Source organism: Shewanella sp. Isolate13 (assembly GCF_022398325.1).
Taxonomy (GTDB): Bacteria; Pseudomonadota; Gammaproteobacteria; order Enterobacterales; family Shewanellaceae; genus Shewanella.
Genome location: NZ_JAKEVD010000001.1, coordinates 17,794 through 32,730 on the forward strand (window position 1 = coordinate 17,794; position 14,937 = coordinate 32,730).

The window sequence follows — 14,937 nt, forward strand, 5'->3', positions numbered from 1 at the left end:
AGGTGTCCCATTTTTCGCCGTATTAGCCAATTCTGTAAACAGCTATTTGAAGACAATTCAAAAGTTGAAGAAAACACGCAGACAGGTCTTAGTTTAGAGGTCGTGCCTAGAAATGAGCACGCAATTTCTCGTAGACAGATCAGTGAAAATGCGATCAAAGTACTCTATAGACTACACAAGTCTGGCTTTAAGGCTTACTTGGTAGGCGGCGGTGTACGCGATATTTTATTGGGCATGCAACCAAAAGATTTTGACGTTGTCACCAATGCGACTCCCGAAGAGATTAAACGCCTATTTCGTAACTGCCGTCTAGTCGGCCGCCGCTTCCGCCTCGCCCATATCGTTTTTGGACGCGATGTCATTGAAGTGGCGACGCTGCGTGGACACCATGTCGATAGCGGTGAGAAGATCTCAAAGACCAACGAGTCGGGCCGACTGCTACGCGATAACGTCTATGGCAGTATCGATGAAGACGCCGAACGCCGCGATTTCACCGTCAACGCCCTCTATTACGATATCAGTGATTTCTCGATTCACAGCTACGGTGGTGGCTTAGATGATCTTGAGTCACGTACAATCCGCCTAATTGGCGATCCTGAGACACGCTATCGTGAAGATCCGGTACGTATGCTACGTGCCGTGCGTTTCGCCACTAAGCTAGATATGAGCATTGAGGACAAGACTGCCCAGCCAATCAAAGCCTTAGCGGGTCTGCTGAAAGATATTCCTGCCGCACGTATGTATGAAGAAGTACTCAAGCTGTTTTTCGCTGGAAGAGCGCTTGAAAACTACCATATGATGCGTGAGTTTGGCTTATTTGAACCACTATTCCCTCTCGTTGAGGCTCAGCTTAAAGAGACACCAAATGGTGCTATCGCTAAGCTGATGCAAGAGATGATGGCCAACACTGACGAGCGTGTCGAACAAGATAAGCCGGTAACCCCCGCATTTTTCTATGCAGCGCTGCTTTGGTACCCACTAAGCCAACGCGCCGACGATATCGCTTTAGAAAGCGGTTTGACAATGTACGATGCCTATAATGCCGCCATGGGCGATATTATGGAGCAGCAGTGCCGCTCTATCAGCATTCCACGCCGTTTCAGCACAGTCACCAAAGATATCTGGCAACTACAACTGAGATTCGAGCGTAACCGAGGCACAAAGGCGTTTAGATTTATCGAACATCCTAAGTTCAGAGCGGCTTACGATCTACTCCTACTGCGTGCTCATGCAGAGGGGGGGGTGATAGCTAAGAATGCCGCTTGGTGGAAGAGCTTTGTTGAGGGCAGCGAAGATCAGCGCAATGTGATTGCTCGCTCAGCCAATAAAGGCGGACGCAACCGCAGCTCTAACCAACGCCGTCGCCGCAAGCCGAGTGCTAAATCGGCGCCAAAATCTGCAGAATAATGGCACAAGTCTATGTCGCATTGGGCGCTAACTTAGCGGACCCAATCAGCCAGCTCAATAATGCCTGTGAGGCCTTATTGAGCCTGGCCGCTCCCCAGTCATTTTCTGTCTCCTCCTATTATCGCTCCGCCCCCATGGGGGACGTCGAGCAGCCTGACTACGTTAATGCGGTAGCGGGTTTCAACACAGAACTGACGCCTATCGAGTTACTCGATGCATTGCAAAATATTGAGAATCAGCAGGGCCGCTTAAGAGAGCTGCGTTGGGGGCCAAGAACCCTAGACTTAGATCTACTGCTCTATGATAGTCAATGCATCGACACCCCTCGCCTAACGGTCCCCCATTATGGGATGCGCGAGCGCAGTTTCGTGTTGGTGCCACTATTCGATATCGCGCCTACGCTTACCTTGCCAGACAACACCAAGCTGGCGAGCTTAATCAGCGATTCGCTGAGAGCCGAGTTAGTATTAGCACAAGATTTCACAGGCGAATAAGTGACATGCGCAATGGGAGTATTTCCTGCTAGTATGACGCCTATCCGTTAACACAAAAATTTGATACCGAGATCATTGAAGTTGTGCCTTTATTGGCATATAACCACTTCACAATTGGGTTAAAAGTTACCATTATGTCCAAAATTACAAGTTCTACACTGCGTACCTTCAAACAAGAAGGTAAGAAGTTCACTGCATTAACCGCCTACGACGCCAGCTTTGCCGGCGCATTCGATAGCGAAGGTATTGACGTGCTATTGGTCGGTGATTCAATGGGAATGGTACTGCAAGGACATAGCGACACCCTGCCAGTAACGGTTGAAGATATTGCCTATCACACGCGTTGCGTCCGTCGTGGCATCGAACGCTCTCTGCTTATCGCCGATATGCCGTTTATGAGCTACGCCACCCCAGAGCAGACTATGACCAACGCCACTAAGCTGATGCAGGCGGGTGCGAGTATGGTTAAGGTCGAAGGCGGTAAATGGCTACTCGAGAGCGTGTCTATGCTCACCGAACGCGGTATTCCTGTGTGTGCTCACCTAGGGCTAACGCCACAATCTGTGCATGTCTTTGGTGGTTTTAAGGTTCAGGGCCGCGATGCAGATAACGCGCAGCGTATTCTCGATGAAGCGAAAGCGTTAGAAGCTGCCGGTGCGCAGTTGTTAGTGCTTGAGTGTATTCCCGCTTCTTTAGCAAAAACGATTACCGAAGCGTTAACTATTCCTGTGATTGGCATAGGTGCGGGTAAAGATACCGATGGCCAGATCTTAGTGATGCATGACGTGCTCGGGATCTCTAGTGGTTACATCCCACGTTTCTCTAAAAACTACCTCAAGCAGACTGGCGAAATTCGCGCCGCCGTTCGTGCCTATATTGATGAAGTTGCCGAGGGTGTTTTCCCAGGTGACGAGCATACATTTAACTAATTAGTCTAATCACTCGCTCTCAGCCCATGGGTTGAGAGCCAATCTTTAAATTGCGTACCAGAGCAGTAAAATCATGATCACGACTCAATCTATCGCCGATATCCGTGCCCAAGTTAAAGCATGGAAACAGAAGGGCGAGACAGTTGCATTTGTTCCTACTATGGGCAACTTGCACTTAGGTCACATCACCTTAGTCAAAGAAGCTAAGACACGAGCGGACCATGTGGTCGCCTCCATTTTTGTTAACCCGATGCAGTTTGGGCAAAACGAAGATCTCGATGCTTATCCAAGAACCTTAGCCGATGATCAGGCCGCACTCGTTGAAGCGGGCGCCGAACTGCTGTTCACGCCGACACCTGAAATCATCTATCCCAAAGGCATGGATGCACAGACTTTTGTCGAGGTGCCGGGGATCTCTGATGTGCTTTGTGGCGCGAGTCGCCCAGGGCACTTCAGAGGCGTTGCCACCATCGTCTGTAAGCTGTTTAATATCGTACAACCTGACATCGCCCTGTTCGGTCAGAAAGACTTTCAACAGCTATTAGTGATCCGCACTATGGTTGAAGACCTATCTCTACCCGTTGAAGTCGTTGGTGTTGAAACCATCCGTGAAGACTCGGGTCTTGCCATGAGTTCACGCAACGGTTATCTCAGTGCAGAGCAGAAGGCTCAAGCGGCGCAGATAAAGCGCACCTTAGACAAGATGGCCTGTTCACTTAAAACTGGTGAAAGCATCGAAGCCGTTATTGCTCAGGGACAAGTAGAACTAGCAGACGCTGGTTTTAAAAACGATTACCTCGCTATTCGACATGCAAGTAGCTTTGCCATTGCCGCAGCCGAAGATAAAGAGTTAGTGATTTTAGTGGCGGCCTATATGGGCTCTACTCGCCTTATCGATAACCTTGTCGTCAAGCTTGCTTAAGCTGCGATGAGCAAAAAGACAAACGGCTTAAAACTGGGTTTTAAGCCGTTTTTGTATTAAAGAAGCTAGATTGCCATTACACAGGCCTGTGTTATCAGCCCTGTCTTGGCGCCTACTTCCCCTAAAGCGCCAAGGCTTTAGTGCTCAACCTTTAGTATGGTTCACGACCATCAAGGCTCAATCCCCTACTATCACATATCAAAACACTAGCGTTATGATCCAACTTACGCCATAGTATGGCCTAATGTTAAATAGTTAACTTCTTTGTTAATAAAAACAGTGTTAACACTGTAAACATAAGCGTTTTCAGTACCTAACTAAGCACCAAGCTCGATAAGGATATTTAGCCGGATGGCGAAAGTTATTTTTACCATTATCTGTTTTATGCTATCTAGTGCCGCACAGGCGAGTAGTATTTTTAAGTGTATCAAAGACGACAAGATCGTCTTTAGCCAGCACTCGTGCCCAAAAGAGTTTCGTCAGCACAAGATTGAGTATCAGTATGGTATCACCACCGAAACCGACTCTGATGCTCGCATAAAGACGCAAGATCCACTGCAGGCATTGCTAAATAAGAAAACCATCTCTAAGGCGCGCTTACTACAGCTATTAGACAGCGAGGTTTATCGCCTGAATCAAGAAAACAGCTATTATGAGATCCTCAGAGCCAGTGAGCTGCAAAAGCTTGAACGCAACCGTTATTGGCAAAAGAAACAGCCAAGCGATCCCGAGTACCAAGCATCAGTCAAAGAGATGAACCAACATTTCGACCAACTTGTACAGGTTAACAGCGGCGCCATTGAGCTGCTCAAGATGAGAAAGCTGCAGATAGAAAAAGAAACCACTGAGATCCGCTAAGCCTAGCTTGCTTGTACCTCATAGGGTAATAGAATACTGCTGCCAGACCTCAGGAGATCCCTTGAATATCCAGTCACTTAGTTGGCCCGTTGTGGTTAAGCAGCCGCAACAAGATGAACTTATCTACCTCGAGTCTATGGAGTGTTATCAAGCGCAATTGGACTTACTCGGGGAGCTTGAATCGGTCATTGTTATCGACAGACAGGGCACGAGTTACCAAGTTAGCAACCCAGACAAGGCTCAATTTCTTCAGCGGTGCACACCACAGCTCCCATTCAACACACTCTTAGACTGGACGCGTCAACATGCAAGCCATGCTGGGCAATGTTGCGTCAGCAAGCTCAAGGCAAACAATATCCAGTCGCTATTTGAGATCATTGAGTTTATCGAACAAGAGCGCTAAACAGAGCAACTCACTAATGGAAGAGCCATACCAAGCCAATAAAAAAGCCAACTGTTGTGCAGTTGGCTTTGCTCATGTTTGTGCTATGGCTATTATGTTGAGGCTATTATGCTGAGCCTGTTAGCTTCTCAAGCCAATACCACGGGAGATAAGATAATAAGCAATACTCCACAAGCCAACACAGAAACCCACCATCACGGCGATAGATAGCGGCACGCTCATATCCGCATAGCCCAAGAAGCCGTAGCGGAACACGTTAATCATATAGACCACAGGGTTGAGTGCCGACACCCCCTGCCAAAAATCTGGGAGTAGAGACAGCGAGTAGAACACACCACCAAGGTAGGTCAGCGGGGTTAACACAAAGGTAGGTACGATACTGATATCATCGTAACTCTTGGCAAATACCGCATTAATCAAGCCGCCCAAGGCGAACAAAATCGCCGTAAGCAATACCGTCACCGCCACTAAGCCCACATGGTGCAAGCTGATATCGACGAAGAACATCGCCACTAGAGTAACGATAGTGCCCACACATAGGCCACGGGCAACACCGCCGCCAACATAACCTGCAATAATCACATAATGGGGCACCGGTGCGACAATGAGCTCTTCAAGGTTGCGCTGAAACTTAGCGCTGAAAAATGACGAGGCCACATTCGAATAGGAGCTGGTAATGACCGCCATCATGATCAGACCCGGTGCGATAAACTCCATATAAGAGACACCGCCCATCTCACCGATGCGTTTGCCGACCAAGTTACCAAAAATTAAGAAATACAAAGTCATAGAGATCGCCGGCGGCACCAAGGTTTGCACCCAAATGCGGGTAAAGCGGTTGATCTCTTTGGTTAGGATACTTTTAAAAGCTGTGAAATACAGCGCTTTCATATTCATTTCACACCTCCGTCTTGCTTACCTTTCTCTACAAGCTCTACAAACAACTCTTCCAAACGGTTTGCCTTGTTGCGCATCGATAACACTTGGATCCCTAACTCAGTTAGCTGAACAAATACGCTGTTTAAGCCCTGCTCTTTGGCAACATCCACCTCTAGTGTATGGCTATCGCTCAGGCGACACTGCACACCACTAAGCTCTGGCACCGAATTAAGATCATCTTTCAGATCAAGAATAAAGGTTTCCATATTCAAGCGGCTCAGCAAAGACTTCATGCTAGTGCACTCCACCAGCACACCTTTGTCGATGATACCGATATTCCGGCACAGCATTTCCGCTTCTTCTAAGTAGTGGGTGGTCAGAATAATCGTCACCCCTTGAGCGTTTAGCTCGGTCAGGAAGCTCCACATCGAGCGACGCAGCTCAATATCGACACCTGCGGTTGGCTCATCGAGAATAAGCAGTTTTGGCTCATGCATCAGCGCACGGGCAATCATCAAGCGGCGTTTCATGCCGCCTGATAGCTCACGAGCGGCGCTATTACGTTTTTCCCATAAGTCGAGTTGACTTAGGTACTTCTCGGCGCGCTGTAATGCGACATCGCGTTTTACGCCATAGTAGCCCGCCTGATTGACCACAATCTGCTGAACGGTCTCAAATTGATTGAAATTGAACTCCTGTGGCACAAGCCCGATACACAGCTTAGCCAACTCAAGCTCGGTATCTATGTCATGTTCAAATACGCTGACCTTGCCCGAACTCTTCTGTACCAGTGAGCTGATAACGCCAATCGTGGTCGATTTACCTGCGCCATTGGGTCCTAAAAGGGCAAAGAAATCGCCCTTATTAACGGTTAAGCTGATCCCCTTAACTGCTTCGACTCCACCCTTATAGGTTTTTTTTAGGGAGTCGATAACGAGGGCGGCTTGAGAATTTGCCATGGTTATTTCAATCCATTTGAAAAATAAATAAAAACTCCCGCTATTGCGGGAGTCAGTCATCTAATCACATCCCTAATCACAGCGCTACGCGTTAATTAAACACTTCCAGCGCTGGCATTAGGGCTGAAATTTAGTCTTCTAGTGGTACAACTTTAGCGATATACGGCAGGTTACGATACTGCTCCGCATAGTCGATACCATAGCCAACGATAAACTCGTCAGGAATCGTAAAGCCAATAAAATTAACAGGTACGTCAACTTCACGGCGTTCAGGCTTATCCAATAGCGTACAAAGCGCAAGGCTCTTTGGCTCACGGATCATCAGCATTTCGCGTACCTTGTTCAAGGTATTGCCTGAGTCAATTAGATCTTCAACGATCAATACGTCACGCCCCTGAATTTCAGACTGTACGTCTTTAAGGATTTTTACGTCACGGCTGCTCGTCATTTCGTTGCCATAGCTTGATACCGACATAAAGTCGATCTCGACATGACCCTTAATGCGTCTACAAAGATCTGCCATAAAGACAACAGAACCTTTGAGTAGACCGACCATCAATAGGCGATCGCTGTCGGCATAATGGGCATTGATCTGCTCAGCCAGAATATCCAATTTTTGATTGATCTCTTCAGCAGTGATCATCACTTCAGTGGTGTGTTTCATATAACTCTCAATAGTCGATGTCGCTAACGTTATGCTTGTCATAACCCCAACGATTCGTTAGTGCATGGTTAACGCCCAGATGGTCAAGAATTCGAGCGACCATGAAGTCTACCAGATCTTCAACCGATTTGGGATTATGATAAAAGCCCGGTGCCGCAGGCATGATGGTTGCTCCTAGCTTAGATAGCGATAGCATATGCTCTAAGTGTATGGCGCTAAAAGGAGTTTCTCGCGGAACTAAGATTAATTGGCCGCGCTCTTTTATTACCACATCCGCCGCTCTTTCGAGTAAATTATTACTCATTCCAGTGGCTACGGCTGCTAATGTGCCAGTACTGCAGGGACAAATCACCATCTGCTTAGGCGCCGCTGAACCCGATGCCGGTGGAGAAAACCATTCCTCTTTTCCTAAAACGACTAACTCGCCTGCGACTTCGCCAAACTGGGCCAATAATTGTGCTTTAGCCTTTTCCCCATTAGCACTGAGCTGCAATCCCTGCTCCGTTGCCAATACGACTCGAGCGGCGGAAGAGATCATCAAGAACACCTGATAATCACTCTTCAATAAACACTCCAGCAGCCTAAGCCCATAGGGGGCTCCAGACGCGCCAGTCCATGCCAAACTGATAGACTTATCTGCTTTACGGTATGTCACGCTCATGGCCTATTATTTACCTGTTTTACTGCGAAGTTTAGCCAGCAACTTTTGATGTAAGCCACCAAAACCGCCGTTACTCATAACAATAATAGTATCAGAGCTCTGAGCTTGGGACGCGACTTGCTCAACGATATCGTCAATCTCATATAAGACCTTAACCGGGATCGAGGCTGAACTCATCGCCGATGCGATATCCCAATCTATATTGCCCGCCTGATAGAGAAACGCGTTGCTCGCCAAATCTAATGAACTGGCTAAGGTGTCTTTATGCACACCGCTCTTCATGGTGTTAGATCTAGGCTCTAAAATCACGGTGATCTTGCCATCACCCACACGAGCACGCATCCCCTTGAGTGAGGTCGCGATCGCCGTTGGATGGTGAGCAAAATCATCATAAACTTCGATACCATCGACATCAGCTAACAGCTCCATGCGCCGTTTTGGCGGGGCAAACTTTGCAAGCGCTGCTATTGCCGCATCGGGTCTAACGCCCACATGTCTCGCCGCTGCTATCGCCATCACCGCATTTTCGATGTTGTGTTGACCAATCAACTGCCAGTCGAGAACACCTTGAGACTCACCATCGAAGAACACCTCAAATTTATGGCCATCTTCAGTTAAGTTCACTGCATACCAGCCCTGCTGTTCCGCGGCTAAGTGATAGGTTTCTTGCTCACTCCAGCAGCCCATCTCAATCACCTGTTGCACACTCTTAACGTCTGCAGGCCAGATAACCTTGCCCTCACCGGGAACCGTACGTATGACATGATTAAACTGGCGTTGAATCGCCTTTAGATCGTCAAAAATATCCGCATGATCGAACTCTAAGTTATTAATCACTAAGGTACGCGGCTGGTAGTGTACGAACTTGGAACGCTTATCGAAAAAGGCGCTGTCATACTCATCGGCTTCTACCACGAAGAAAGGTGAGCCACCGAGACGCGCCGATACCCCGAAGTTTTGCGGCACGCCGCCGATCAAGAAGCCCGGCTCATAACCACAATCCTCTAAGATCCAAGCCAACATGCTCGATGTCGATGTCTTACCATGGGTACCCGATACCGCTAATACCCAACGCTGGGGCAAGATATGCTCGGCAAGAAACTGCGGACCCGAGGTATATTTAAGACCACGGTTTAATACCGCCTCGACACAAGGATTGCCTCGACTCATGGCATTACCTATCACCACCAGATCCGGTGCATCATCCTCATTCGTCCCCAACTGAGAGGGATCGAAGCCTTGAATAAGCTCGATGCCTTGCTCTTCAAGCTGGGTGCTCATAGGAGGATAAACATTGGCATCGCTACCCGTTACCTTGTGCCCTTCTGCTCTAGCCAACAAGGCTAAGCCGCCCATGAAAGTGCCACAAATTCCTAAAATATGTACGTGCATACCATCACTCTGGTGAATGAAAAATCTGCCTCATTCTACCCAATTGCGACCAGCTTTGTCAGTTAACTCTTCTTTAAATACTCACTTAAAATTACCAAGCCTGAACCTGATATTGCTTGCTTGGATAACTTAGCCATGCCCGCTTTGGCACATGGCTAATAACATCATCAAGCTGCGTAGTTAACGCATGATCAATAAAGGAACTGTACTTTTGGCTAGCACTTGAGTTGTGTTGCTACCCACAAAATACTGCCTCAACCTTGTATGGCTATAGGCTCCCATCACTATCATATCGAGCTGCTGTTGCTGCTGATAACTTAATAAAGCCTCATCGACAGCGCCAGTTAACACACTCTGAGTGATAAATAGCCCTGCTTGTTTCAGTCTTTGTGCCGCGCCCTCAAAAGCCAAGCTTTTATCTCCATGATTACTGACCATCACTAAATGACACTCCAAGCTAGCCAGCAGAGGAGATTTGATGACTTTTTCAATGAGCACTTCGCTGGCCTCACTCGCATCAAAAGCGATCATGTAGGCATTTGGCGGATTAAAGTGTTCACTGACCACGAAAATATCAGACTTAATCGAGCGAACTACACTTTCTAGCTGCGAGCCAATCGTGCTGCTGGCGCTATGCTCTTCACCTGATTTCCCCATCACCAATAAGCTCAAGTCCGCATCTAAATCGGCTAAGGTCTCGAGAAAGTTGCCATGACGCTGTAACTGCGTCACCTCATCAACACCTCTAACTAAGGCGAGTTCCTTGGCATCTGCCAACAATTGCTTGCCATGTTTTAAGGCGACTTTACTACGCAGCTCATCAAGCTCAACTAACTCATTAAGCAGTTCTTCTTGGCTGCCTAAGCCAATTTGGCCCGACAGTTCACTCACCACAGGTCGAGTTGTTTTTTCCAGTACATGCAGCAAGGTTAACGGTTGCTGAATTTGTTGAGCTGCCCAAGCACTGGCTTCACAGGTCGCTAAGGTCAATTTTGAGCCGTCTATACAAGCAACGATATGTTTCATTTTTGCCATCCTCTTAGTGTCCAGCCAGTAATTTTTCAACTTCTTCAGGTTTATCATGTACACCAAACTTATCAACAATAGTCTGCGTGGCTTGATTCATGCCGATCAAATTCACATGAGTGCCTTCACGGCGAAACTTGATCACCACTTTATCTAACGCAGACACAGAAGTGACATCCCAAAAGTGCGCATCACAAAGGTCGATAGTGACCGACTCTGATACCTCTTTGAAGTTAAAGGACTGTATAAACTTGTCTGCGGAGGCAAAGAATACTTGACCAATCACGCGGTACTCACAAGTATCACTTACCGCATCGCGCTTTTTTACCACCATCATGCGGCTAATCTTATTAGCAAAAAATAACGACGCCAGTAACACACCAACAAACACACCAAGAGCAAGGTTATGTGTCAGTACAACAATCACCACAGTGGCTAACATTACAATATTGGTCGACAATGGGTGTTGCTTCATATCGGTAATCGAGCGCCAAGAGAAGGTGCCAATGGCCACCATAATCATTACAGCCACTAGAGCTGCCATTGGGATCTGTTGTAACCAAGGTCCTAGAAACACCACCATAACCAGCAGATATATACCTGCGGCAAAACTTGATAGCCGGCCTCGCCCCCCCGATTTAATATTAATCATCGACTGACCAATCATGGCGCAGCCGGCCATGCCACCAAGTAAACCACTAGCGATATTCGCTAAGCCCTGACCTTTACACTCGTGGTTTTTATCACTTTTTGTATCGGTTAGGTCGTCGACAATAGTGGCTGTCATCATCGACTCCAACAAGCCGACAATCGCCAGTGCAGCAGAATATGGCAATACGATAAATAAGGTTTCGATATTCATCGGTACGTCGGGCCAAAGGAAGATAGGTAAGGTATCAGGTAACTCTCCCATGTCACCAACCGTGCGCACATCGACATTAAACATCACCGCCACTGCCGTAAGCACTACGATGCAAATTAATGGCGAAGGGATCAGTTTGCCAACAAGGGGGATAAGCGGAAAAAGGTAGATAATTGCGAGGCCAGCAGCGGTCATAGCGTACACATGCCAAGTTACATTGGTAAGTTCAGGTAACTGCGCCATAAAAATCAATATTGCCAACGCGTTAACAAAACCCGTTACCACCGAACGCGATACAAAGCGCATTAAGTTACCCAGCTTAAGGTAGCCAGCCAATACTTGCAGTACACCAGTTAAGACTGTGGCAGCAAGCAAATATTCTAAGCCGTGCTCTTTTACCAATGTCACCATTAATAAGGCCATCGCCCCAGTTGCAGCAGAGATCATACCGGGACGAGCTCCCGTAAACGCAATGACGACAGAAATACAAAACGAAGCGTATAACCCCACTTTAGGGTCAACTCCAGCAATAATAGAAAATGCGATGGCCTCTGGGATTAGAGCTAACGCAACAACGATACCCGCAAGCAGATCGCCACGAATATTGGATAACCAATCGTTTTTAAAATTTTTTAGCATTAAACATCTCAGTTATTTTTGCACGGCAATGCGCACCAGAGATTAGGCTGGCGTAGTAAGCGTGCTTCTTTGATAAAATTTGGCGCAGAAAACAGTCGTAAGAATTCGACAACGAATTTACGTGCGCAAAGGATTAAGTGTGGTACTTAAGTTAGCAATGAAAGCTATAGGGAGGGCAAAACGTTAGGGCGGCGTAATTAACACAGTGATTAATATCCTCTTAATGATAGGTGCTGCTATTTTACACAGAAGAGTCAGTATATAAAATAGCAAATACAGCCTTAAGCAACCTTTTTAACCAACAAAAACAAAGCCTCAAGCGCAAATCACTAAAAACCAAACTTAACTTCAAATAGGCACCACAATTGCTGAATGATGCCAGTTCACATTTTTACTAAAAAGTTGATCAAATCAATGCGTGCTATCACCTTGCAGAAGCCCCGCTATTTAAGCAATCGTTCACATACGGTATAACAGCGCCATGAAAGGCCGTTATCATCAACAGCCTCTGCACTTACTGCTATTAAGCTACTCTTTATTAAGACCGATTTGTAAAGGAACCCGCTATGTTTTTCATACATATGCTCTTGCTGTTAACTGTTATCTTTGTGGGGATCCGCCACGGTGGTGTGGCCTTTGGTCTGCTCGGTGGTTTAGGGGTATCGATATTAGCGTTTGCATTCGGCATCGCACCTGGCACGCCGCCAATCAACGTGATGTTGATTATTCTGGCTGTGGTCGCCGCATCGGCAACCTTAGAGGCCACTGGCGGTCTTAAACTACTGGTGCGTTATGCCGAAAAGCTGCTGCGTAAGCACCCGAGTCAAATTGTGTTTCTTGGCCCACTCTGTACCTACTCCTTGACCGTATTAGTCGGTACAGGACACTCGGTCTATCCCCTACTGCCGGTTATCTATGATGTTGCCTACAAAAAAGGCATTCGCCCCGAGCGTCCGCTTGCCATCGCAACAGTTGCCTCACAGATGGGGATTACCGCCAGCCCAATCGCTGCCGCGGCGGCCGTGGTTATCGCCACCTCGATGGAGAATAATCTCGATATCAGCCTAGTGGATGTATTACTGGTCACCATTCCATCGACATTAATCGGTGTGTTAGTAGCTGCGGCGTGGAGCCTAAAGCGCGGTAAAGATCTCGATAAAGACCCAGAGTTTCAGGCGCGGTTGCAGGATGAAGAGTTCAGAAATAGCCTGCTAGATAGTGAGGTGGAGTCAAACGACTCGAATCACAACGAAAGCACCGCGAAGAAGGGCCTAAGCATCTTCCTACTGGGGATTTTATCCGTTATCGCTCTGGCGATGTTTAGCGATCAGCTGCTGCCTGAAGGCGTTAAGATGTCGGTAGCGATTCAGTTTATGATGCTATCGGTTGGCGCGGTGATTTTACTGGCGACCAAAATTGATCCGAAGAAAATCGTTCACAGTAACGTTTTTATCGCAGGCATGACGGCGGTGATCATCATCTTCGGTATCGCATGGCTTAGTGACACCATCATAGGTCACCACAAGAGCTACTTAATCGAGTCGGTCAGCGATATCGTGCATGCCCATCCGTGGTCATTTGCTATCGCTATGTTTACCGCCTCGGTATTCCTTAAGAGCCAGGCAGCGACCTTAACAATTATGCTGCCACTCGGTTTCTCTTTAGGAATTCCAGCCCCAGTGCTTATCGGTGTCTTACCAGCGTGTTACGCCTATTTCTTTTTCCCGTTCTACCCAAGCGATCTGGCGGCCATTAGCTTCGACAGAACTGGCACCACCCATATTGGTAAGTATATCGTCAACCACAGCTTTATCATGCCGGGCTTTATCGGGGTGGTAACGGCGACCGTTGTTGGCTACTTCATCTCTATCATGATCAACTAGCACGAGCCGCTGTCGCTCTCCTTAAAACGAATTATAAGGCGCCTCATTGGGCGCCTTTTTTTAGTAATGCCGAAAAGTTGCGAACAATAAAAATAATTCAAAAAAAGATAACCCTTTTCAAAAATGACTACGTTTATAGCTAACAAGATAACCAATCCTTATTCGTTTCAATTTTCGGAGTCATTATGAAATCATCAATTATCGCCGCGCTTATCTCAGGTCTTATCGCTTCAACTAGCATGGTCGCCACGGCTAAGGCTGCCGATGTCGACTTCCCGACTCTAAACACTGTTGGCAGCAGCCAACTCAACGTTAAGGCCGATATGGCCGAGGTGAATGTCGAGGTAGTGGTAAAAGCCAAAACTGCCAAAGAGGCAAAAAACGAGTCCGATAAAGCGGTTGCTAACTTTTTAGATCGCCTTGAGAAGGCTGGCGTCGATAGAGAGCTTATTCAAAGCGCCAATATCAACTTACAGCCGCAATATCACTATGAAAAGAACAAGCCTAACCAACTTATAGGTTACAGCGCGAATCGCCGCATCAAGGTAACGGTACTAAAGCTTAGCGAGCTCAATAACATTCTCGACTCCGCGCTCGAGCAAGGGATGAACCGTATCAATAGCATCGCCCTTAAATCGAGCAAGGAGGCAGAGTACCTAGAGCAGGCAAGAATGGCGGCCATTAAAGATGCCCAACAAAAAGCCAAGATGTTGGCCGAAGGCTTTGGCGAAAAGCTCGATGGCGTATGGCGCATCAGCTACTTTGAGCAGCGCCCGGTGCAACCTGTAATGCTCAGAATGAACTCTGAGGCTAAGGGCTTCGATGCTGGCCCGAGTTACCAACAGGGTCAGGTAACCATCCAAGACAGAGTCGAAGTGACCTACCGTTTGAAGTAAACTCGATTCTATTTTTAAAATACAAAGGCTTACCCATGGGTAAGCCTTTTTTGTGTGCCTGAG

General features: G+C 47.4%; 15 protein-coding genes. 8 read left to right on the forward strand and 7 right to left on the reverse strand.

Features of this window, described 5'->3' with window-relative positions; translation table 11 throughout:
- Positions 1 to 102: 102 nt before the first annotated feature.
- From pcnB to L1D44_RS00105, 6 genes are all read left to right on the forward strand, one after another.
- Positions 103 to 1,407: a polynucleotide adenylyltransferase PcnB gene (gene pcnB, locus L1D44_RS00080; protein ID WP_239888213.1), complete on the forward strand. Its 1,305-nt coding sequence runs from the start codon at positions 103 to 105 to the stop codon at positions 1,405 to 1,407.
- Complete coding sequence (gene folK, locus L1D44_RS00085) at positions 1,407 to 1,901, forward strand: 2-amino-4-hydroxy-6-hydroxymethyldihydropteridine diphosphokinase (RefSeq protein ID WP_239888214.1); 495 nt, start codon at positions 1,407 to 1,409, stop codon at positions 1,899 to 1,901. The genes pcnB and folK overlap by 1 nt, the downstream gene beginning before the upstream one ends.
- Positions 1,902 to 2,035: 134 nt before the next feature.
- Positions 2,036 to 2,830, forward strand: coding sequence for a 3-methyl-2-oxobutanoate hydroxymethyltransferase (gene panB, locus L1D44_RS00090; RefSeq protein ID WP_220767973.1), 795 nt, complete (start codon positions 2,036 to 2,038; stop codon positions 2,828 to 2,830).
- A gap of 73 nt (positions 2,831 to 2,903) precedes the next feature.
- On the forward strand, positions 2,904 to 3,752 hold the full coding sequence (panC, locus tag L1D44_RS00095) for a pantoate--beta-alanine ligase (protein WP_239888215.1): 849 nt from the start codon (positions 2,904 to 2,906) through the stop codon (positions 3,750 to 3,752).
- Positions 3,753 to 4,103: 351 nt separating this feature from the next.
- Positions 4,104 to 4,610, forward strand: coding sequence for a DUF4124 domain-containing protein (locus L1D44_RS00100; RefSeq protein WP_239888216.1), 507 nt, complete (start codon positions 4,104 to 4,106; stop codon positions 4,608 to 4,610).
- A 61-nt stretch (positions 4,611 to 4,671) separates the two neighbouring features.
- Positions 4,672 to 5,013 (forward strand): DUF4144 domain-containing protein, encoded by a 342-nt coding sequence (locus L1D44_RS00105; RefSeq protein WP_239888217.1) that lies wholly within the window; start codon positions 4,672 to 4,674, stop codon positions 5,011 to 5,013.
- A gap of 120 nt (positions 5,014 to 5,133) precedes the next feature.
- Here L1D44_RS00105 and L1D44_RS00110 read toward each other — a convergent pair whose 3' ends face one another.
- The 7 genes from L1D44_RS00110 to L1D44_RS00140 all read right to left on the reverse strand — a co-directional run bounded on the left by L1D44_RS00110 (position 5,134) and on the right by L1D44_RS00140 (position 12,095).
- Positions 5,134 to 5,904, reverse strand: coding sequence for an ABC transporter permease (locus L1D44_RS00110; RefSeq protein WP_220768033.1), 771 nt, complete (start codon positions 5,902 to 5,904; stop codon positions 5,134 to 5,136).
- Positions 5,905 to 5,906: 2 nt separating this feature from the next.
- Positions 5,907 to 6,851: an ABC transporter ATP-binding protein gene (locus L1D44_RS00115; protein ID WP_239888218.1), complete on the reverse strand. Its 945-nt coding sequence runs from the start codon at positions 6,849 to 6,851 to the stop codon at positions 5,907 to 5,909.
- A gap of 130 nt (positions 6,852 to 6,981) precedes the next feature.
- Positions 6,982 to 7,515 (reverse strand): hypoxanthine phosphoribosyltransferase, encoded by a 534-nt coding sequence (gene hpt / locus L1D44_RS00120; RefSeq protein ID WP_239888219.1) that lies wholly within the window; start codon positions 7,513 to 7,515, stop codon positions 6,982 to 6,984.
- A 7-nt stretch (positions 7,516 to 7,522) separates the two neighbouring features.
- A complete protein-coding gene (locus tag L1D44_RS00125; protein ID WP_345773617.1) occupies positions 7,523 to 8,170 on the reverse strand; it encodes a flavin prenyltransferase UbiX in 648 nt (215 codons plus the stop codon).
- A 12-nt stretch (positions 8,171 to 8,182) separates the two neighbouring features.
- Positions 8,183 to 9,568, reverse strand: coding sequence for a UDP-N-acetylmuramate:L-alanyl-gamma-D-glutamyl-meso-diaminopimelate ligase (gene mpl, locus L1D44_RS00130; RefSeq protein WP_239888221.1), 1,386 nt, complete (start codon positions 9,566 to 9,568; stop codon positions 8,183 to 8,185).
- Between the two features lie 180 nt (positions 9,569 to 9,748).
- Positions 9,749 to 10,594 (reverse strand): universal stress protein, encoded by an 846-nt coding sequence (locus tag L1D44_RS00135; protein ID WP_239888222.1) that lies wholly within the window; start codon positions 10,592 to 10,594, stop codon positions 9,749 to 9,751.
- 13 nt (positions 10,595 to 10,607) lie between these two features.
- Entirely contained in the window at positions 10,608 to 12,095 is a 1,488-nt protein-coding gene (locus L1D44_RS00140) for a SulP family inorganic anion transporter (protein ID WP_239888223.1), read from the reverse strand.
- Between the two features lie 566 nt (positions 12,096 to 12,661).
- Here L1D44_RS00140 and L1D44_RS00145 point away from each other — a divergent pair.
- Positions 12,662 to 13,978 (forward strand): anaerobic C4-dicarboxylate transporter, encoded by a 1,317-nt coding sequence (locus tag L1D44_RS00145; protein ID WP_239888224.1) that lies wholly within the window; start codon positions 12,662 to 12,664, stop codon positions 13,976 to 13,978.
- A 185-nt stretch (positions 13,979 to 14,163) separates the two neighbouring features.
- Positions 14,164 to 14,874, forward strand: a complete 711-nt coding sequence (locus L1D44_RS00150) for an oxidative stress defense protein (protein ID WP_239888225.1) — start codon at positions 14,164 to 14,166, stop codon at positions 14,872 to 14,874.
- Positions 14,875 to 14,937: the final 63 nt, after the last annotated feature.